The organism is Streptomyces sp. NPDC041784, assembly GCF_055591025.1.
The window spans coordinates 281,780-300,894 of the sequence record NZ_JBVJAB010000006.1 but is presented as its reverse complement, the minus strand read 5'-3'; the positions used below and the strand labels follow the sequence as shown (position 1 = coordinate 300,894).

The following is a 19,115-nucleotide window of genomic DNA, read 5'->3' as shown; positions in this document are numbered from 1 at the left end:
CTTGCGGAGGATGCACGGATCGAACGTGCGCGGGGTGTGACCCCCGACCACGGTTTAGCAAACCGGTGCCTTGCCACTCGGCCAATCCTCCGGGTGGGCGGCCCACGCGAGAGCGACATCGCGTGCTCGAAGCGGCCGCCCCGGGCAGCTCCCCGTGCGAACGGGCGCCACGGAGGGGTAACTACTCCGGAGCCCGCCGCGGGCTGCCCTGTCGGGAGCTGGGCGTACTGCCGTGCATGGGCATCGCCCCGCTCCTCTCCCAGTGTGTGGCGCCGGTACGGTCCGTCCGGCGTCGTGGACATCAACCACTCTGCCCGGGGGACGAGTTGGGCGCCACCGAATAAAGCGGCCGTGCGACAAGCGGTGTTCGGAGCCTGCTGGGACAGGCCCTAGCGGCGCCGCCACCTGCGGCGGCGGGCCTTGCTGAAGAACCATCCGGCAGGCGGCTCGTCGGAGCGCCAGGGCTGCGGCTCGGGCTCCTGCGTGCGCCAGCGGGCGGCGAGCATCCGGGCCCGGGCGGACGGCTCGGACGTCTCGGCGGCCCGTATGAAGTCCTCGTCCAGGACCAGCTCGTCCCAGATCTCCTCGCCCTCTGACGGCCCGTGACCGCCGCTGACCGAAGTGTCGTCCGCCATCCCCGTCCTCCTGGCCTGATCCGGTTCGCCCAGTGTGACCGGAGGGAGGTGAAGCCGCCGTCAAGAACGACGGCGGCCGCACCCCCTGCCGGGGCCCGTCTACTCCTCGCCCGCGAGCGTCAGCGCCCGCAGCTTCTGGCCGGCGTACCAGGTGGCCAGGACGGTCACCGCGACCAGGAACACCGTGGCCGTGGTCAGCCCGACGTCCGAGGTGACGAGATCCCCGCCGGCGACCTTCTGGGCGACGGCCAGCGACCACTGCTGGACGCTGAGCGTGCGCGCCCCGGGCACCAGGGAGCCGAACAGGGCCTCCCAGACCAGGGCATAGACCAGTCCGAAGACCACCGCGTGCCGGGACACGGTGCCCAGCAGCAGGAAGAGCGCGGCGTAGGCGATCGAGGAGACCAGTGCCGCGACCGTGTAGGCCACCGCGACCTGCTGGCCGTTGCCGTTGAGGATGAAGCCGGCGATCAGCGTCGGCAGGGCCGAGAAGACCATCGTGACCGCTATCGCCACGATCAGCTTGGTGAAGATGATCGTCGGCCGCTTCACCGGCTTGGACAGCAGGTAGACCACGGAGCCGTCGTCGATCTCGGGGCCGATCGCGCCGGTGCCGGCGATGACGCCGATGATCGGCACCATCGTGGCGAGCGCGAGCCCGCCGAGCAGGTCGGCGGCGGTCTGGTCGTCGGCGCCGGCCAGGGCGCGCACGGCCAGGGAGATCGCGATCAGCAGCAGGGGCAGGGCGCCCAGGATGAGGGCCCGGCGACGGCCGAGCAGGGCTCGATAGGTGAGCCGGGCGACTGTGGGGTCGTACATCTTCGGCCTCCTACGCCGCGACGAGATACGAGAAGACGGACTCGAGGGACTCGTCGGACGGCGAGACCGTGAGCAGCCGGATGCCGTGGTCCTTGGCCACGCGGGGCAGCAGGGCCGTGAAGCGGCCGAAGTCGACGGCCTGGATGCGCAGCGCGCCCTCCGCCAGGTCGACCTCGATGCCGGCGGTCGACGGGTCGGCGATCAGCGCGGCCGCGAGGGCGCGGTCGTCGCTGGAGCGCACCAGGTAGCGGTGCGGGCGGTCGGTCATCAGGCGGCGGATCTTGCGGAAGTCGCCGCTGGCCGCGTGCCGTCCGGCGACGACGACCTCGATGTGCCAGGCGAGCTGCTCGACCTCTTCGAGGATGTGGGAGGAGAACAGCACCGTGCGGCCCTCGTCCCCCATCCGCCGCAGCAGGTCCATGAGCTGCATGCGCTGGCGCGGGTCCATGCCGTTGAAGGGCTCGTCGAGCAGGAGCAGCGACGGATCGTGGACGAGCGCGCTGGCCATCTTCACGCGCTGGCGCATGCCCTTGGAGTACGTGGAGATCTTGCGGTCCTGCGCGTACTCCATCTCGACCGTGGCCAGGGCGCGCTGGGCGGCCTTGGTCCCCAGGCCGTGCAGCTCGGCGTTGGCGACGACGAACTCGCGTCCGGTGAGGAAGTCGTACATCGCCTCGCGCTCCGGGACGATGCCGATGTGCTTGTAGATCGCCTCGTTGCGCCAGACCTGTTGGCCGTCGAGGGTGACCGTGCCGGTGGAGGGGGCCAGGAAGCCGCCCATCATGTTGATGAGGGTGGACTTTCCGGCGCCGTTGGGGCCGAGCAGGCCGGTGACGCCGGGGCCGATGGTCATGGTGATGTCGTTGACGGCGACCACGTTGCCGAACCAGCGGGAGACGTGGTCGATCTGGAGCGTGGTCACAGGCCCACCTTCCGGTAGCGGCGCATCAGGAGGCCGTAGCTGGCGGCGATCAGGCCGAGGACGACGAGGACGAAGACGACGCCCTCCCCGTTGGACGGGCCTATGCCGCCCGGGTAGGCCGAGGTGGCGCCGAGGAACGCGGACTGCACGCCGTCGATGAGCGTGACCGGGGAGAAGAGGCCGATCCACGGGATCGCACCGGTGCTGTTCTGCGCCTCGGCGATGGCCTGGAGCGTGGAGACGGCGCCGTAGGAGATGGTCATCACGGCGATGACGGCGGCGATGCCGAAGCCGCGGCGCGGGGTCACCGAGGCGATGACCAGGCCGATGCCGGCGAAGAGCAGGGAGAGCAGTGCCACGGAGACGAGTCCCTGTGCGAATCCCTCGGTCTGGTCGGCGAAGTCCAGCTTCGCGAGCAGCGCGCCCACGTAGAGCACGATCAGGGGGGCGGCGGTGAGGACGAACAGCGCCGAGGCCAGTGCCGCGTACTTCGCGCGGACGTAGTCCGCGGTCTCGATGGGCCGGGAGAAGTACAGCGGGACGGTCTTGAAGCGCAGGTCGCGCGAGACGGACTGGGGTGCCTGCGAGGCGACGTACAGGCTGATGACGGCCTGCATGACGATCGCGTAGCGCGTGTAGTCCACGGGGAGTTCGTTGGCCTTCGTGGCGACCGCGACGGCGACCATGATGGCCGCGGGCACGCACATCACCACGAACAGCAGCATGGGCAGCACCTTGGACTTCACCGAGCGGCCGAGGCCGTAGGAGCCGCGCAGGGACTGCGAGTAGAGGGACCGGCGGGCGTAGGAGCGGCCCAGGCGGGGGCCGTCGTAGCTGCGGTAGCCGATGTTGTGGATCCGGGTCTGGTCACCCGGCGGGGTGGCTGCTGTTCGCATGGGCTGCTCAACTGCCATGGCTGACGGCCTCCTTCCGTGTCGCGTCGCTGTCCGTGAAGACCTCGGAGATGTGGTGTCTGCGCTGTTCCATGCGGACCAGGCCGAGGCCGAGGTCGGCGACCACGTCCCGTACGACGTCGTAGGTCTCCTCGCCCTGCGCGGTGAGCAGCAGGACGTGGCCGGCGCCGGGCAGGCCGGTGGCGGAGTCGAGGAACTCCACTCCGCGCGCCTGGAGCGCCTCGCGCACCGCCCGCGTGCCGTCCGGGTGGGTGTCGGTGTCGGTGACCTCGATCGCGAGGGTGGTGGTGGTCTGCGTGAAGTCGGTGGTGGAGCTGGAGCGCAGGAGCTTGCCGCCGTCGACGACGATGACGTGGTCGCAGGTGCGTTCCAGCTCGCCCAGGAGGTGGGAGGTGACCAGGACCGAGATGCCGAAGTCGGTGTGGATGCGGCGGATCAGGCCGAGCATCTCGTCGCGGCCGACGGGGTCGAGGCCGTTGGTCGGCTCGTCGAGGAAGACCAGCTGCGGGTCGTGCACCAGGGCCTGGGCGAGCTTGACGCGCTGCTTCATGCCGGTGGAGTAGCCGCCTATGGGGCGGTAGCGCTCCTCGTACAGCCCGACGTGGCGCAGGGTGTCCGCGGTGCGCTCGCGGGCGGCGGTGGGCGGCAGGCCGGACATGCGGGCCATGTGCACGACGAACTCGGTGGCCGAGACGTCGGGCGGCAGGCAGTCGTGTTCCGGCATGTAGCCCACGCGCTCGCGGATGGCGGCGCCCTTGGTCGCGACGTCGAGGCCGAGCACCTCGGCGCGGCCCTCGCTCGCGGGGGACAGACCCAGCAGGATCTTGATCAATGTGGACTTGCCGGCCCCGTTGGCTCCGACGAGTCCGGTCACACCGGGCCCGACGTCCACGGAGAGCCGGTCAAGAGCGGTCACCCGGGGGAACCGCTTGCTCAGGCTTTCGGTCGCGATCACAGTCACATCGACGAATTTAGTGATGCACGCCACGGAAATCGTCAGACCCAAGAGCTGTCCTCGCGTCAGACCTCAGATGTACGGGCCCGTAGGGGATCCCCTGCCTGAGAGCTACGGGCGTGATCCACCCGTGATCCACCCGCGAACCAGCCCCGGGGATTCCATGGGCGCCGCCCGCCCTATTGACGCTTTCTCTAACAAGTGCCAGATTCGGGCGGGGTCAGGTTACGGACACGTACCGCAGTCGGCGCGGACCGGTGGGACGAGGTGGCATGACAACAGCAGTGACACGCGAACTCTCCGCGGACCTGCGGGGATTCAGGCGGGTGCAGCACCTCGCCTACGAGTGCGCCGAGGCGGTGGCGGCCCGGCTGGAACCCGGAGTGACGGAGCGCGAGGCGGCGCGGATGCAGCGGGAGTGGCTGCGCGAGCGGGGCGTGCGCGACTGGTTCCATCTACCGTTCGCCTGGTTCGGGGACCGCACGGCGTTCACGGACTTCCGGATTCCGCTCCAGTTCTTCCCCACCGGCCGGCGGCTGGAGCCCGGGATGCCGTACATCCTGGACATGGCCCCCGTACTTCAGGGCTACACGGCGGACATCGGCTACTCCGGCGCGCTCGGCGCCCACCCGGTGCAGGAGCGGCTGATGGCCGACCTCCGGGCGCACCGGGAGCTGATCCTGCGCGAGGTGCGCGAGCGGCGGTCGCTGCGCGAGATCTACGCCGACGTCGACCGCCTCATGGTCCGCCAGGGCTACGCCAACCGGCATCGCGCGTACCCCTTCGGTGTGATCGCCCACAAGGTGGACCGGGTGCGGGAGCGCCGTTTCTCGCCCCGGCTGTTCGGCTTCGGCACGCAGGCGCTGAAGGGCCTGGCCGCCGACGCGCTGCACGGCCACCGCGAGGGCTGGTCGCCGCTGTGGTCGCCGTACCGTTTCTCCGACCATCCGCCGCGGCCGGGCCTGTGGGCCGTCGAGCCGCATCTCGGATTCCGGGGCACGGGCGCGAAGTTCGAGGAGATCCTGGTCGTCACGGACTCCTCGGATCCCGAGGAGAGCGCGTTCTGGCTGGACGACGACCTGCCGCACATGCGGCGCTGGGCGGAAGGGAAGGCGGAGGCGGAGTGACGACGCTCGAGGGGGCGCGCGAGCGCCGGGTGCGCACCGGTGGGATCGAGCTGTGCGTGGCCGAGCTGGGGGATCCCGGGCGGCCGACGGTCGTGCTGGTACACGGCTATCCGGACAGCAAGGAGGTGTGGTCTGAGGTCGCGTCCCGGCTGGCCGGCCGCTTCCACGTGGTGCTGTACGACGTCCGGGGCCACGGCCGCTCCACGGCGCCGAAGCCGCTGCGGGGCGGGTTCACCCTGGAGAAGCTCACGGACGACTTCCTGGCGGTCGTGGACGCGGTCAGCCCGGACCGTCCGGTGCACCTGGTGGGGCACGACTGGGGCTCGGTGCAGTCCTGGGAGTTCGTCACGGTGGCGCGCACCAAGGGCCGGATCGCGTCCTTCACGTCGATGTCCGGTCCCTCCCTCGACCACTTCGGGCACTGGATCGACGCACGTCTGAGGCGACCCACCCCGCGCCGGATCGGCCAGCTCCTCGGCCAGGGCGCCAAGTCCTGGTACGTCTACCTGCTGCACACGCCCGCGGTGCCCGAACTCGCCTGGCGCGGCCCCCTCGGCAAGCGCTGGCCGGGCATCCTGCGCCGCTTGGAGAACGTCCCCGGCGGCGACTACCCGACGCCGTCGCTGCCCTCGGACGCCGCGCACGGCGCCTGGCTGTACCGGGACAACGTCCGCGCCCGGCTGAGCCGTCCGCGCCCGGACGCCCACGCGCACGTGCCCGTGCAGCTCGTCACACCCCTGGGTGACGTGTTTCTCTCGGAGCGGCTGTACGACGAACTGGAGGCGTGGGTGCCGCGGTTGACCCGGCGCACGCTCCCGGCGAAGCACTGGGTGCCGCGGACGCGCCCCGACCAGCTCGCTTCCTGGATCACGGAGTTCGTCGCCTCGGTCGAGGGCGGCGAGCCGGAGCGGCGGGCCACGGGTCGCCACGCGGACCGTTTCGGCGGCCAGTTGGTGCTGGTCACCGGGGCGGGCAGCGGCATCGGACGGGCGACCGCGTTCGCGTTCGCGGAGTCCGGGGCGCGGGTGATCGCTGTCGACCGCGACGCGGAGAGCGCGGCCCGCACCGTCGAGATGTGCCGGCTGATCGGCGCACCCGAGGCGTGGGCGGAGACCGTGGACGTCTCCGACGAACAGGAGATGGAGAAGCTCGCGGACAAGGTCCACGCCGAGTACGGAGTGTTGGACGTGCTGGTGAACAACGCCGGTATCGGGATGTCGGGTTCGTTCTTCGACACGACGTCCGACGACTGGCGCCGGGTGCTGGACGTCAACCTGTGGGGGGTCATCCACGGGTGCCGGTTCTTCGGTCGGCGGATGGCCGAGCGCGGCCAGGGCGGCCATATCGTCAACACCGCCTCGGCGGCGGCCTATCAGCCGTCCCGTGTCCTGCCCGCCTACAGCACCTCCAAGGCGGCCGTGCTGATGCTGAGCGAGTGCCTGCGCGCCGAACTGGCCGGTCAGGGCATCGGTGTTACCGCGATCTGTCCAGGACTCGTCAACACCAACATCACGTCTACGGCGACCTTCGTAGGCGTGGACGCTACAGAGGAGAAGCGCCGGCAGAACCGCTCCGCGCGGCTGTACGGCCTGCGCAACTACCCGCCGGAGAAGGTCGCGGACGCCATCCTGCGCGCCGTGGTCCGCGACGAGGCAGTGGTCGCGGTGACGCCGGAGGCGAGGGGCGTCCGGGTGCTGTCGCGGTTCGCGCCGGGGGTGTTGAGGTCGATCGCGAGGATGCGTCCGCCCGTGTAGGGGACTTGGGGTTCCTTGGGGTGAGCCCGCCCGAAGTCACGTACTGTCAGATGATGTTGGCGAAAATCCGGAATCGGCGGTCAGTTGTCCACAGAAGCTCCAACGAGCCTGTGGATAACTACAGTTGGTTGTGGATCAAACCTCTGACCCAAAACAAAATGCGTGATCCACGTCTCTCCCGTCATGCTGAGGGCATGAACGAGAAGGAAATGGACGAGAGACGCACCGTCAAGGTGTCGAAGTACCTCTCGAAGCACCTGCGCCACCAGCCGGAGCGCATCGGGCTCACCCTCGACGCGGCGGGCTGGGTCGAGATCGACGACCTCATGGCGGCCTGCGCCGCGCACGGCTTCCACTTCACCCGGGCCGAGCTGGACCATGTCGTCGCCGCCAACGACAAGAAGCGCTTCGCGATCGACGGCACCCGGATCCGCGCCAGCCAGGGCCACAGCGTCGAGGTCGAGCTCGGCCTGCCCCCGGCCACCCCGCCGGCGTACCTCTACCACGGGACCGTGGCCCGCTCCCTGGACGCGATCCGCGCCGAGGGACTGCGGCCGATGAACCGGCACGACGTGCACCTCTCGCCGGACCGTGAGACGGCGACCCGGGTCGGCGCCCGCCGGGGCCGCCCCGTGGTGCTCTCCGTGGACGCCGGAGCCATGCACCGCGACGGCCATGTCTTCCATGTGAGTGCGAACGGGGTGTGGCTGACGCAGGCCGTGCCGCCGCGCTATCTGAGGTTTCCCGAACAGCACTGACCCTGCATGATCAGTGGTATGGACCACCTTCCCACCACCGAGGCCGCCGTCACGGCCCTGCGAGAACTCGCCGACGCCTACGCGCGCGAGATCGAGGTCACCCATGACATCGGCGCCGACCAGACCTCCCGCCGCACCGCGGCGGGCGTCGGCGTCACCACCGACCCGGACGGCTCGCTGCCCCACGAAGCCCACGTCGAACTCGGCGGCCGCCCGAGCGTGAGCGTGCGGCTCTACCCGGACGACGACGCCCTGATCACCGTCGACGGCGTGGACTGCCCCGACGTCGCCCGCGACGACGTCCCCGCGTTCCTCCGCGCCCTCTACGAGGACCACGCCTGGGTCAAGGCCCGCCGTTTCCCACCGAGCCACCACCTGATGGTGCCGCTGCCGGGCGACCGTGTGCACAAGGAGTTCATCGGCGTTCTCCTCAGCCCGTGGCTGGCCGGCCGCGTACGGTGACCGTTTCACGTGAAACAGGCCGGGCGCCCTACGCTCGATGACATGAGTCTGCGTCTGAGCACCGTGATCCTTCCGTACCTCCGCTGGAACGAGGGCGGCCGTTCGGCCTGGACACGTGCCGAACAGCTCGGGTTCCACACCGCGTACACCTACGACCACCTGTCCTGGCGCACCTTCCGTGACGGGCCCTGGTTCGGTGCGATCCCGACGCTGACCGCCGCCGCGTCCGCCACCGACCAGCTGCGTCTGGGCACGCTGGTGACCTCGCCGAACTTCCGGCACCCGGTGACCCTCGCCAAGGAGCTGATCTCCCTGGACGACATCTCCGGCGGCCGGGTCACCCTGGGCGTCGGAGCGGGCGGCACCGGCTTCGACGCCACGGCGCTGGGCCAGGACCCCTGGACCCCGCGGGAGCGGGCCGACCGGTTCGCCGAGTTCGTGCCGCTGCTCGACCGGCTGCTCACCGAGGACTCCGTGTCGTACGAGGGCGACCACTACGCGGCGCACGAGGCCCGGAACATCCCCGGCTGCGTCCAGCGCCCCCGGCTGCCCTTCGCGGTCGCCGCGACCGGACCGCGCGGACTGCGGCTCGCGGCCCGGTACGGGCAGGCCTGGGTGACCACCGGCGACCCCAAGCTGTACGAGAACGGCACCCCGGAGCAGTCGGTCCAGGCCCTGCGCGGCCAGATCGAGAAGCTCACCGACGCCTGCGCCGCCCAGGGGCGGGACGTGAACGAGCTGGACAGGATCCTGCTCACCGGGTTCACCCCGGACCGTGGCCGCCCGCTGGAATCCGTGGCCGCCTTCGTCGACTTCGCGGGCCGGCACAAGGAACTGGGCTTCACGGAGCTGGTGATCCACTGGCCCATCCCGGACTCCGACTTCACGGCCGACGAGAAGGTCTTCGAGCAGATCGCCATGGAGGCCCCGGCCCAGCTGCGCTGAACGGCCGCCCACCGCGGCGACCGGCCCGCTGTGCCGCCCCTGTGTCTCATGTGTGCGGACTCTCGCCCGACCGTGCGGGCATATGCGCGAGAATGGCCCGGTGACCTCAGCGACTCGACAGCCCGAGACCCCGGCCGCCGCTCTCCCGCCGCGCCTGATCGCCACCGATCTCGACGGCACTCTGCTGCGTGACGACAAGTCCGTCTCACCCCGCACGGTCGCCGCCCTCGCCGCCGCCGAGGAGGCGGGCATCGAGGTCTTCTTCGTCACCGGCCGCCCGGCCCGCTGGATGGACGTGGTCAGCGACCACGTGCACGGGCACGGCCTGGCGATCTGCGGCAACGGCGCCGCCGTGGTCGACCTCCACGGCGGCCCCGGCGCCCACCGGTTCGTGAAGGTGCGCGAGCTGGAACGGGCGAACGCGCTGGACGCCGTACGGCTGCTGCGCGACGCGGCGCCCGGGACCATGTACGCCGTCGAGCAGACGTACGGCTTCTACCAGGAGCCCGAGTACCCGAAGATGCACATGGAGATCCCCGACTTCCTCGCGCCGGCCGAGGAACTGCTGGCGCCGGACGCCCCCGGGGCCGGTGAGCCGGTGCTGAAGATCCTCGCCTTCCACCCGACGCTCGACCCCGACGCCTTCCTCACCGTGGCCCGGCTGGCCATCGGCGACCGGGCCAACGTCACCCGGTCCAGCCCCAGCGCCCTGCTGGAGATCAGCGGCCCCGACGTCTCCAAGGCCAGCACGCTCGCCCTGTGCTGCGCCGAGCGGGGCATCTCGCACGAGGAGGTCGTCGCCTTCGGGGACATGCCCAACGACGTCGAGATGCTGACCTGGGCGGGCCGCTCGTACGCGATGGGCAACGCCCACCCGGACGTCCTCGCGGCGGCCTCCGGGCAGACGGTCGCCAACAACGAGGACGGCGTGGCGGTCGTCATCGAGCAGCTGATCGCCGAGCACGGCTGACCCCCTACCCAAGGGGCACCCCGCGTGCCGCCAGCCACGGCACCGGGTCCACCGCCGAGCCCGCCTCCGGGGTGACCCGCGCCTCGAAGTGGAGGTGCGGGCCGGTGGAGTTGCCGGACGTGCCGGACTGGGCGATCACCTGCCCGGGGGTCACACTGTCGCCCTGGTCGACGGTGACGGCGGCGAGATGGGCGTACTGCGTGTAGTAGCCGTCGGCGTGCCGGAGCACGATCTCCATGCCGAACGGGCCCCCGCACGACACCCGCTCCACCCGTCCTTCGCCCACCGCCCGCACGGGCGTCCCGATCGGCACCGCGAAGTCCTGCCCGGTGTGCCGGTTCGCCCAACGCGTCCCGCCGCTGCCGAAGCTCGCGGACAGGGCGTACGTCTCGACCGGCGTGACCCAGTCCTGCGAGACGTGCGCCGACGGCTGGTCGAGCCGTACGGCGCCACGGCACGCGCCCGCCGCGACCGAGGCGTCCGCCTGCCCCTGCAACTGCCACCGGGCCTGTTCGAGCTTGTCCTCGATGTTCTTCTTCAGGGCGGCGAGTTCGGTTCTGCGCCGCTCCACCGCCTGCCAGGCCGCCCTGGCCCTGCCCTCGTCCGCGGCCAGCCGCGCCTCGGCTCGCCGACTCTTGCCGATCGCGGTGTCGAGGGCGAGCTGCGCCCGGGAGAAGGCGTGCTGACCCCGCATCATCTCCTCCGGGTCGTCCGCCAGCACGATCTGCGCGGCGACCGGCAGCCCGCCCCCGTCGCGGTACTGGGCTCGGGCGATCCGGCCCAGGTCGTCGCGGAGTGCGGCGGTCTCCCGCCGTTCCCGGCCCAGGAGCCCCTCCAGCCTGCGAGCCTCACCCTGCGCGGTCTCCGCCTCACGCCGCCCCGCCTCGTACCGCTGGGTGGCGACGGCCGCCTCCTCGTACAGCCGCGCCACCCGCGCACTGAGCCCCGAGTCCGCCGCGGAGCCGCCGGACTCGCCGTCGGTGGCCGTCGGCCGGGCCGCGAGCACCGCGGCCGCACACACGATGACAGGAACGAGCAGGGGGCGACGGCGAGATGAGCGCATGTCAGCGATCGTCACCCGGCCACCCGGATCCGGTCCTGTTCAAGTCGTACGCCCGGGGGACACCGCACCCCTGATGGCCCATTACCGCGGCCATCGGGTTTGGATCAGCGCACCGCCACCAGCAGCTCCGTCGCCGCCTCTCGCTCGACCATCGCGCGCAACGGCCCTTCCACGGCCGCCAGTTCCTCGTACGGGCCGCGCTGCACGACCCGGCCCGCGTCCAGCACGACCACCTCGTCCACCGCCTCGAGACCGGCCAGCCGGTGGGTGATCAGCAGGGTCGTACGGCCCTCGGTGGCGGTCAGCAGGTCCGCGGTGAGCGCGTCTGCGGTGGGCAGGTCGAGGTGCTCAGCGGGCTCGTCGAGCACCAGGACGGGGAAGTCGGCGAGGAGCGCGCGGGCCAGCGCGAGCCGCTGCCGCTGCCCGCCGGAGAGCCGGGCCCCGTGCTCGCCGACGAGCGTGTCGAGCCCCTGGGGCAGCCCGTCGGCCCACTCCAGCAGCCGGGCCCGGGACAGGGCGTCCCGCAGCTCGTCCTCGCCCGCGTCCTTCTTCGCCAGCAGCAGGTTCTCGCGCACGGAGCTGTCGAAGAGGTGCGCGTCCTGCGCGCACAGCCCGACGAGCCGCCGTACGGCGTCGCCGTCGAGCGTGTTCGCGTCCACGCCGCCCAGCGTGTACGTGCCGGCCCCCGTGTCCAGGAAGCGCAGCAGGACCTGCGCGAGGGTCGTCTTGCCGGAGCCGGACGGTCCCACGACGGCGATCCGGTGTCCCTGCGTCAGGGTGAGGTCGACGCCGGCCAGCGCGTCCCGTTCCTGGCCCGCGTGCCGGGCGGTCAGCCCGTCGACGACGAGCGGGAACGGCGAGGCGGGCGGCTGCGCGGGGCGCTCCGGCTCACGCACCGGCTCGGGGGAGTCCAGGACTTCGTAGACGCGCTCGGCGCTGCGGTGGACCCGCTGGCGGTAGCGGACGGCCAGCGGAAGCCCCAGGACGGCCTCGAAGGCGGCCAGCGGGGTGAGGACGACCACGGCCATGGTCACGCCGCTCAGCCGCCCGGCGGCGACCGCCTGGGCGCCCACGAGGGCGGAGGCCGCGACGGTCAGCCCGGAGACGAGCGCGGTCAGGCCGTCGCCGAGCGCGGTGGCGGTGGCGGCCCGCGACGCGATCCGGGTGAGCACGGTGTCCGCCGCGCGCACCTCGGCCGTCCGCGCGGGCAGCGCGCCGGCGACGGTCAGCTCGGCGGTGCCGGTGAGCAGGTCGGCGGTGCGGGTGGCCAGCACTCCTCGGGCGGGGGCGAGCCGGCGCTCGGCCCGGTGCGCCACAGCGCCGGTGACCAGGGGGACGCCCGCTCCGGCGGCCAGCAGCCCGGCCGCGAGCACGGCGCCGGCCTCGGGCAGCAGCCAGGCGGTGAAGGCGACGGACCCGGCCGAGACGACGACCGCGGCACCGGCGGGCAGCAGCCAGCGCAGCCAGTAGTCCTGGAGGGTGTCCACGTCGGCGACCAGCCGTGACAGCAGGTCGCCGCGGCGGGTCCTGCGCAGCCCGGCCGGCGCCAGCCGCTCCAGGCGCCGGAAGACGGCGACCCGGGTGTCGGCCAGCATCCGCAGCACGGCGTCGTGCGACACGAGCCGCTCGGTGTACCGGAACACGGCCCGGCCGATGCCGAACGCGCGGGTCGCCGTCACCGCGACCATCAGGTACAGCACCGGCGGCTGCTGCGAGGCACGCGAGATCAGCCACCCGGAGGTGGCCATGAGGCCCACGGCGCTGCCCAGCGCGAGGCTGCCCAGCAGCAGCGCGAGGGCGAGCCGGCCACGCCGGGCACCGGCCATGGCGCGGACCCGGGCGAGGACTCCGCCCGCGCTCGCCCCGGCCGGTTCCTCGGACGCGCCCGAGGAGGCATCGACGGACGCCGTCGTCTCCTCCAGCGGGGCGGGCATGGTCCTCGGCGCGGCCTCCACGACGCGGCGCGACTCGGCGTCGGCCAGCCGCACGACGCGGTCGGCCACGCCGAGCAGGGCCGGCCGGTGCACCACGAGCAGGACCGTGCGCCCGGCCGCCAGCCGCCGTACGGCTTCGACGACCTCCGCCTCGGTCTCCCCGTCGAGCGCGGCCGTCGGCTCGTCGAGCAGCAGTACGGGCCGGTCGGCGAGGAACGCCCGGGCCAGCGCGAGCCGCTGCCGCTGACCGGCGGACAGTCCGGCCCCGTCCTCGCCCAGCACGGTGGTGAGGCCCTCGGGCAGCGCGTCCACGAACTCCAGCGCCCCCGCGTCCGCCAGCGCCTGCCGTACGGCCGACTCGTCGGCGTCGGGACGCGCCAGCCGTACGTTCTCGGCGATCGTCCCGGCGTACAGGTGCGGGCGCTGCGGCACCCAGGCGATCCGCGACCGCCACTGCTCCAGGTCGGCCACGGTGAGATCGACTCCCCCGGCCCGCACCTTGCCCTCGGTGGGCCGTACGAAGCCCAACAGGGCGTTCAACAGGGTCGACTTGCCCGCGCCGCTCGGGCCGACGAGCGCGACCGTCTCCCCCTGTTCGACGGTGAAGGACACGTCCGAGACGGCGTCGGCGTCCCGCCCGGGGTAGCGGACCGTCACACGTTCGAAGGCCAGGGCGCCCTCGGGCACCGGGGTGGTGCCCGGGGCCGGTACCGGCGTCTCCACCACGGCGAAGATCTCCTCGGCGGCGGCGAGCCCCTCGGCGGCCGCGTGGTACTGCGTGCCGACCTGGCGCAGCGGCAGATACGCCTCGGGCGCGAGCACCAGGATGACCAGGCCGATGTAGAGGTCCATGTCGCCGTGCACGAGCCGCATGCCGATCGTCACGGCGACCAGGGCCACCGAGAGCGTGGAGAGCAGTTCCAGAGCGAACGACGAGAGGAAGGCGATCCGCAGCGTCCGCATGGTCGCCCGGCGGTACTCACCGGTGATGCTCCGGATCGACTCGGCCTGTGCCTTGGCCCGCCCGAACACCTTCAGGGTGGGCAGTCCCGCGACGACGTCCAGGAAGTGCCCGGACAGCCGGGACAGCAGCCGCCACTGCCGGTCCATCCGTGACTGGGTGGCCCAGCCGATCAGCACCATGAAGACCGGGATCAGCGGCAGGGTGCAGACGATGATCGCGGCGGAGACCCAGTCCTCGGTCACGATCCGCGCCAGCACCGCCACCGGTACGACCACCGCGAGCCCCAACTGCGGGAGATAGCGCGAGAAGTAGTCGTCGAGGGCATCCACGCCCCGAGTGGCGAGAGCGACCAGGGAGCCGGTCCGCTGCCCGCTCAGCCACCCTGGCCCCAGCTCCGCCGCACGCTCCAGCAGCCGCCCGCGCAGCTCCGACTTCACCGCCGCGCTCGCGCGGTGCGCGGCCAGCTCGGTGAGCCAGGAGACCACGGCCCGGCCGATCGCCACGGCCGCCAACAGCAGCAGGGGAGTGCGGAGTTCGGTGATCGACATCCCGTGCTGGAAAGCGCCGACCACCACCTCGGCGATGAGCATCGCCTGCGCGATGACCAACCCCGCACCGACGGCCCCGAGACCGACGACCGCCAGAAGGAACAGGCGGGTGGCCCGGGCGTAGCGGAGGAGACGCGGATCGATCGGTTTCACGTGAAACATGCCCTTCGGTCCGGGGAGGGGGTCTCGGGTGAAAGCATGACGTGTTTCACGTGAAACCTCACAGAGCGCAGTGAAATCCCCTCACAGAGCACCGTGAATTCCCCTCCCCCTCGGACTCAGTGCGCGGCGTCGGCGATGTGATGCGTGCCGATCCGCTTGCGGAACACCCAGTACGTCCAGCCCTGGTAGAGCATCACGATCGGCATGGCGATCACCGCGCACCAGGTCATGATCTTCAGGGTGTACGGGCTCGACGAGGCGTTGGTCACCGTGAGGCTCCAGCTCTCGTTGAGCGAGGACGGCATGACGTTCGGGAAGAGCGTCAGGAAGAGCATCGCCACGGCGGCCACGATGGTGACGCCGGAGAACGCGAACGACCAGCCCTCGCGCCCCGCCTGGTTGGCCACGAGGGCCGCGACCAGGGCGGCGACCGCCACGACCAACGCCACGAGGCTCTGGCCGTCGCCGTTCTCGACCTGCGTCCAGAGCAGGAAGACCAGCGCGCACACAGCGGCCAGAAGACCCACCTTGAGCGCCAGCTTCCGCGCCCGCTCCCGGATCTCACCGACGGTCTTGAGGGCCGTGAACACCGCGCCGTGGAAGGTGAACAGCGTCAGCGTCACCAGCCCACCGAGCAGGGCGTACGGGTTGAGCAGGTCCCAGAAGCCGCCGACGTACTCGAAGTTCTGGTCGATCTTCACGCCCCGCACGATGTTGCCGAAGGCAACGCCCCACAGGAACGCGGGGAGGAGCGAGGTCCAGAAGATCGCGGTCTCCCAGTTGCGCTGCCAGTTCTCCTCGGGCCGCTTCGCCCGGTACTCGAAGGCGACGCCACGCACGATCAGGCAAACCAGGATGAACAGCAGGGGCAGGTAGAAGCCGGAGAAGAGGGTGGCGTACCACTCGGGGAAGGCGGCGAAGGTCGCACCGCCCGCCGAGAGCAGCCACACCTCGTTGCCGTCCCAGACCGGCCCGATGGTGTTGATCAGTACGCGCTTCTCGGGCCGGGTGCGGGCCAGCAGTTTGGTGAGGACGCCGACCCCGAAGTCGAAGCCCTCCAGGAAGAAGTAGCCGATCCACAGGACGGCGATCAGGACGAACCAGACGTCGTGCAGTTCCATGACTGTGCAGCTCCCTCGGCCTAGTACGAGAAGGCCATCGGCTTGTCGGCGTCACGGGCGTCGCCGCCGATCTTCGTGGGCGGGTTGAGGTCGGCCTCGGTGAGTTCGGGCGGGCCGGCCTTCACGTACTTCACCAGCAGCTTGACCTCGATGACGGCGAGGATCGCGTACAGGGCCGTGAAGACGATCATCGACGTGAGGACCTCGGCCTGGGAGACACCGGGAGAGACCGCGTCACGGGTCTGGAGGACGCCGTAGACGACCCAGGGCTGGCGGCCCATCTCGGTGAAGATCCAGCCCCAGGAGTTGGCGATCAGCGGGAAGCCCAGGGTCCAGATCGCGGCGAGCCAGTACAGCCGGGTGAACTTGGGGCCGAGCGCCTTCTTCGGGAGCAGCACCAGGTGCGGCACCTCGTCGTCGCCCACCCGCAGGTGCTGCGGCAGCATGAACTTCTTCCGGGTCAGCCACAGGCCGGCCAGTCCGATGGCGAAGGACGTCATGCCGAAGCCGATCATCCAGCGGAAGCCCCAGTACGCGACGGGGATGTTGGGCCGGTAGTCGCCGGGCCCGAACTTCTCCTGCTCGGACTTGTTGACGTCGTTGATGCCGGGGACGTAGGAGCTGAAGTCGTCGTTGGCGAGGAAGGACAGCAGGCCCGGGATCTCTATGGCCACCTTGTTGTGGCCCTTGTCGACGTCGCCGTAGGCGAAGACCGAGAAGGGCGCGGGTGCCTCGCCGTCCCACAGGGCCTCGGCGGCGGCCATCTTCATCGGCTGCTGCTCGAACATGATCTTGCCGAGGACGTCACCGCTGACCGCGGTGAGCAGACCGCCGACGGCGATCGTGACCAGGCCGAGCCGCAGCGAGGTCTTCATCTGCCGGATGTGCTTCTTGCGCAGCAGATGGAAGGCGGAGATGCCGACCATGAAGGCGCCACCGGTGAGGAAGGCCGCGGAGAGTGTGTGGAAGGCCTGGGCCAGCGCGGTGTTCTGGGTGAGCACGAGCCAGAAGTCGGTCAGCTCGGCCCGGCCCTTCGCCTCGTTGATCCGGTAGCCGACCGGGTGCTGCATCCACGAGTTGGCCGCGAGGATGAAGTAGGCCGACAGGATCGTGCCGATCGAGACCATCCAGATGCAGGCCAGATGGATCTTCTTCGGCAGCTTGTCCCAGCCGAAGATCCACAGCCCGATGAAGGTGGACTCGAAGAAGAAGGCGATGAGGGCCTCGAAGGCCAGCGGGGCGCCGAAGACGTCACCGACGAAGCGCGAGTAGTCGGACCAGTTCATGCCGAACTGGAACTCCTGCACGATGCCGGTGACGACACCCATCGCGATGTTGATCAGGAAGAGCTTGCCCCAGAACTTGGTCGCCCTGAGGTACTTCTCCTTCTCCGTGCGCACCCATGCGGTCTGGAGTCCCGCGGTGAGAGCGGCCAGGGAGATCGTCAGGGGAACGAACAGAAAGTGGTAGACGGTCGTGATGCCGAACTGCCAGCGCGCCAGGGTCTCCGGCGCCAAAGCCAGGTCCACGTCCTCGCTCCTTACCTCACACGCTTGTGAAAGCGTTCACATTCACAAGCAATTATGGCGTACCGATTTTCGACACGCGAAGGGGGGTCCCGCTTACCTGCGGGAACCCCCCAATGCCGTTCACTCAGCCGCCCTGACCAGCCCAAACATGGACCGGCAGGCCCGCTACAGCTCCCTACGGAACCCTTCCGCGACCTTCAGGAAGATGTCGTTGGCCTCGGCCTCGCCGATCGTGACCCGCACGCCCTCCCCCAGGAACGGGCGCACCACGACGCCGTGCTGCTCGCCGGCCGCCGCGAACGCGGCCGTGGACTCGCCCAGCCGCAGCCATACGAAGTTGGCCTGGGTGTCCGGCACCGTCCAGCCCTGGGCGCGCAGCCCCTCGAGCACCCGGGCGCGCTCGCCGACCAGGGAACCGACCCGGCCGAACAGCTCGTCCTCGGCCCGCAGCGAGGCGATCGCCGCCTCCTGCGCCAGCTGGCTCACGCCGAACGGCACCGCCGTCTTGCGCAGCGCCGTCGCCACCGGCTCGTGCGCGATCGCGAAACCGATCCGCAGGCCGGCCAGGCCGTACGCCTTCGAGAAGGTCCGCAGGACGCAGACGTTCGGCCGGTTCCGGTACAGCTCGACGCCGTCCGGCACCTCCGGGTCGCGGACGAACTCCCGGTAGGCCTCGTCGAGCACCACCAGCACATCGCTCGGCACCCGGTCGAGGAACCGTTCCAGCTCGGCCCGGCGCACGGCGGTGCCGGTCGGGTTGTTGGGGTTGCAGACGAAGATCAGCCGGGTCCGGTCGGTGATCGCGTCGGCCATCGCGTCCAGGTCGTGCACATCGCCCGCCGTCAGCGGCACCTGCACCGACGTGGCGCCGCTGATCTGGGTGATGATCGGGTACGCCTCGAAGGACCGCCAGGCGTAGATCACCTCGTCACCAGGCCCCGCGGTCGCCTGGATCAGCTGCTGGGCGACACCGACCGAGCCGGTGCCGGTGGCCAGGTGGGAGGCGGGCACGCCGAAGCACCCGGACAGCTCCTCGACCAGGGCCGAGCACGCCAGGTCCGGGTAGCGGTTGAAGGCGGTGGCGGCCGCCGTCACGGCCTCCATCACGCTGGGCAGCGGCGGGTAGGGGTTCTCGTTGGAGGACAGCTTGTATGCCACGGGACCACCGGCCGCGGCGGGCTTGCCCGGCTTGTAGGTGGGAATCCCCTCCAGCTCGGCGCGCAGCTTGGGGCTCGTCTCGCTCACCGCAGTCCTCCTCGTGACCACAACCGGCTTCAATGCTGCTCACCTTATGAGGATTCGACGCCGGAGCGAACAGCTGAGGCGGAGCTGGACGGCCTTCTGTGATCTCTGAGGAGGAAGGTGTACGAATCGGGGGGCGCACCGCACATATATCTACGCGCCGGTGGCTCGCGCCGTGGCGCGCATCCCTCGTACAGGTGAGTTGAGACCTCTTCGAAACATCGGTGCGTTGGCAGGCTCATGCGTGCCGACACGTCACGTCCTGCCGAGTAAGCGCCCAACCGGCTTGGT

The 19,115-nt window shown here is 70.9% G+C and carries 16 protein-coding genes and 1 tRNA gene; 6 read left to right on the top strand and 11 right to left on the bottom strand.

From position 1 onward, the window contains the following. Positions 1-4: 4 nt before the first annotated feature. The 6 genes from ACZ6D7_RS15810 to ACZ6D7_RS15785 all read right to left on the bottom strand — a co-directional run bounded on the left by ACZ6D7_RS15810 (position 5) and on the right by ACZ6D7_RS15785 (position 4,245). Positions 5-91, bottom strand: a tRNA-Ser gene (locus tag ACZ6D7_RS15810). A gap of 298 nt (positions 92-389) precedes the next feature. After that, positions 390-635, bottom strand: a complete 246-nt coding sequence (locus tag ACZ6D7_RS15805) for an SGM_3592 family protein (protein WP_469490343.1) — start codon at positions 633-635, stop codon at positions 390-392. Positions 636-734: 99 nt separating this feature from the next. Beyond that, a complete protein-coding gene (locus ACZ6D7_RS15800; RefSeq protein ID WP_469490340.1) occupies positions 735-1,454 on the bottom strand; it encodes an ABC transporter permease subunit in 720 nt (239 codons plus the stop codon). 10 nt (positions 1,455-1,464) lie between these two features. Then, a complete protein-coding gene (locus tag ACZ6D7_RS15795; protein WP_469490333.1) occupies positions 1,465-2,376 on the bottom strand; it encodes an ABC transporter ATP-binding protein in 912 nt (303 codons plus the stop codon). Beyond that, the gene (locus ACZ6D7_RS15790; RefSeq protein ID WP_469490329.1) at positions 2,373-3,290 is read right to left on the bottom strand and encodes an ABC transporter permease; all 918 of its coding nucleotides are present in this window, start codon (positions 3,288-3,290) and stop codon (positions 2,373-2,375) included. The genes ACZ6D7_RS15795 and ACZ6D7_RS15790 overlap by 4 nt, the downstream gene beginning before the upstream one ends. Then, positions 3,280-4,245 (bottom strand): ABC transporter ATP-binding protein, encoded by a 966-nt coding sequence (locus ACZ6D7_RS15785; RefSeq protein WP_469490777.1) that lies wholly within the window; start codon positions 4,243-4,245, stop codon positions 3,280-3,282. The genes ACZ6D7_RS15790 and ACZ6D7_RS15785 overlap by 11 nt, the downstream gene beginning before the upstream one ends. A gap of 272 nt (positions 4,246-4,517) precedes the next feature. Here ACZ6D7_RS15785 and ACZ6D7_RS15780 point away from each other — a divergent pair, with 272 nt between their 5' ends. The 6 genes from ACZ6D7_RS15780 to ACZ6D7_RS15755 all read left to right on the top strand — a co-directional run bounded on the left by ACZ6D7_RS15780 (position 4,518) and on the right by ACZ6D7_RS15755 (position 10,261). Beyond that, a complete protein-coding gene (locus ACZ6D7_RS15780) occupies positions 4,518-5,372 on the top strand; it encodes a M24 family metallopeptidase (RefSeq protein WP_469490326.1) in 855 nt (284 codons plus the stop codon). Continuing rightward, positions 5,369-7,126 carry an SDR family oxidoreductase gene (locus ACZ6D7_RS15775; RefSeq protein WP_469490322.1) on the top strand — a complete coding sequence of 586 codons (1,758 nt, stop codon included), beginning with the start codon at positions 5,369-5,371 and terminating at the stop codon, positions 7,124-7,126. The genes ACZ6D7_RS15780 and ACZ6D7_RS15775 overlap by 4 nt, the downstream gene beginning before the upstream one ends. A gap of 194 nt (positions 7,127-7,320) precedes the next feature. Then, on the top strand, positions 7,321-7,884 hold the full coding sequence (locus ACZ6D7_RS15770; protein WP_469490320.1) for an RNA 2'-phosphotransferase: 564 nt from the start codon (positions 7,321-7,323) through the stop codon (positions 7,882-7,884). Positions 7,885-7,902: 18 nt separating this feature from the next. Further along, the gene (locus ACZ6D7_RS15765) at positions 7,903-8,346 is read left to right on the top strand and encodes a hypothetical protein (protein ID WP_469490316.1); all 444 of its coding nucleotides are present in this window, start codon (positions 7,903-7,905) and stop codon (positions 8,344-8,346) included. 42 nt (positions 8,347-8,388) lie between these two features. Further along, a complete protein-coding gene (locus ACZ6D7_RS15760; protein WP_469490309.1) occupies positions 8,389-9,291 on the top strand; it encodes an LLM class flavin-dependent oxidoreductase in 903 nt (300 codons plus the stop codon). 82 nt (positions 9,292-9,373) lie between these two features. After that, positions 9,374-10,261, top strand: a complete 888-nt coding sequence (locus ACZ6D7_RS15755; protein ID WP_469490305.1) for a Cof-type HAD-IIB family hydrolase — start codon at positions 9,374-9,376, stop codon at positions 10,259-10,261. A 4-nt stretch (positions 10,262-10,265) separates the two neighbouring features. Here ACZ6D7_RS15755 and ACZ6D7_RS15750 read toward each other — a convergent pair whose 3' ends face one another. The 5 genes from ACZ6D7_RS15750 to hisC all read right to left on the bottom strand — a co-directional run bounded on the left by ACZ6D7_RS15750 (position 10,266) and on the right by hisC (position 18,827). Then, positions 10,266-11,324 carry a M23 family metallopeptidase gene (locus ACZ6D7_RS15750; protein WP_469490302.1) on the bottom strand — a complete coding sequence of 353 codons (1,059 nt, stop codon included), beginning with the start codon at positions 11,322-11,324 and terminating at the stop codon, positions 10,266-10,268. A gap of 104 nt (positions 11,325-11,428) precedes the next feature. Continuing rightward, positions 11,429-14,932, bottom strand: a complete 3,504-nt coding sequence (gene cydD, locus ACZ6D7_RS15745; RefSeq protein WP_469490295.1) for a thiol reductant ABC exporter subunit CydD — start codon at positions 14,930-14,932, stop codon at positions 11,429-11,431. A 116-nt stretch (positions 14,933-15,048) separates the two neighbouring features. Continuing rightward, positions 15,049-16,053 (bottom strand): cytochrome d ubiquinol oxidase subunit II, encoded by a 1,005-nt coding sequence (gene cydB / locus ACZ6D7_RS15740; RefSeq protein ID WP_469490291.1) that lies wholly within the window; start codon positions 16,051-16,053, stop codon positions 15,049-15,051. Positions 16,054-16,073: 20 nt separating this feature from the next. Then, positions 16,074-17,582, bottom strand: coding sequence for a cytochrome ubiquinol oxidase subunit I (locus tag ACZ6D7_RS15735; protein WP_469490288.1), 1,509 nt, complete (start codon positions 17,580-17,582; stop codon positions 16,074-16,076). 165 nt (positions 17,583-17,747) lie between these two features. Then, positions 17,748-18,827, bottom strand: coding sequence for a histidinol-phosphate transaminase (gene hisC, locus ACZ6D7_RS15730; protein WP_469490284.1), 1,080 nt, complete (start codon positions 18,825-18,827; stop codon positions 17,748-17,750). Positions 18,828-19,115: the final 288 nt, after the last annotated feature.